The 452-nt window shown below is 63.9% G+C and carries 1 protein-coding gene; it reads left to right on the top strand.

Features of this window, described 5'->3' with window-relative positions; translation table 11 throughout:
- The coding region (locus tag JYK17_RS40315) for an alpha-amylase family glycosyl hydrolase (protein ID WP_261996688.1) at positions 1-452 on the top strand (452 nt) is incomplete at both ends.

The raw sequence follows: 452 nt of genomic DNA, 5'->3' as shown, positions 1-452 counted from the left end.
TGGTTCAAGCGTGCGGTCTTCTACGAGGTCCTCGTCCGTTCCTTCCAGGACAGCAACGGCGACGGCGTCGGCGACCTCAAGGGGATCACCGCCAAACTCGACTACCTGCAATGGCTCGGCGTCGACTGCCTGTGGCTGCCACCGTTCTTCAAGTCCCCCCTGCGGGACGGCGGTTACGACGTCTCCGACTACACCGCCGTACTGCCGGAATTCGGTGACCTCGCCGACTTCGTCGAGTTCGTCGACGCCGCCCACCAGCGCGGCATGCGCGTCATCATCGACTTCGTCATGAACCACACCAGCGACCAGCACCCGTGGTTCCAGGAGTCCAGAAAGGACCCCGACGGCCCCTACGGCGACTATTACGTGTGGGCCGACGACGACAAGCAGTTCGCGGACGCGCGGATCATCTTCGTCGACACCGAGGCCTCCAACTGGACCTTCGACCCGGT

This window comes from Streptomyces plumbidurans (genome assembly GCF_019857225.1).
In the GTDB taxonomy this organism is placed as follows: domain Bacteria; phylum Actinomycetota; class Actinomycetes; order Streptomycetales; family Streptomycetaceae; genus Streptomyces; species Streptomyces plumbidurans.
Note: the sequence above shows the minus strand (reverse complement) of the source record. Positions and strands in the feature narration are given on the sequence as shown.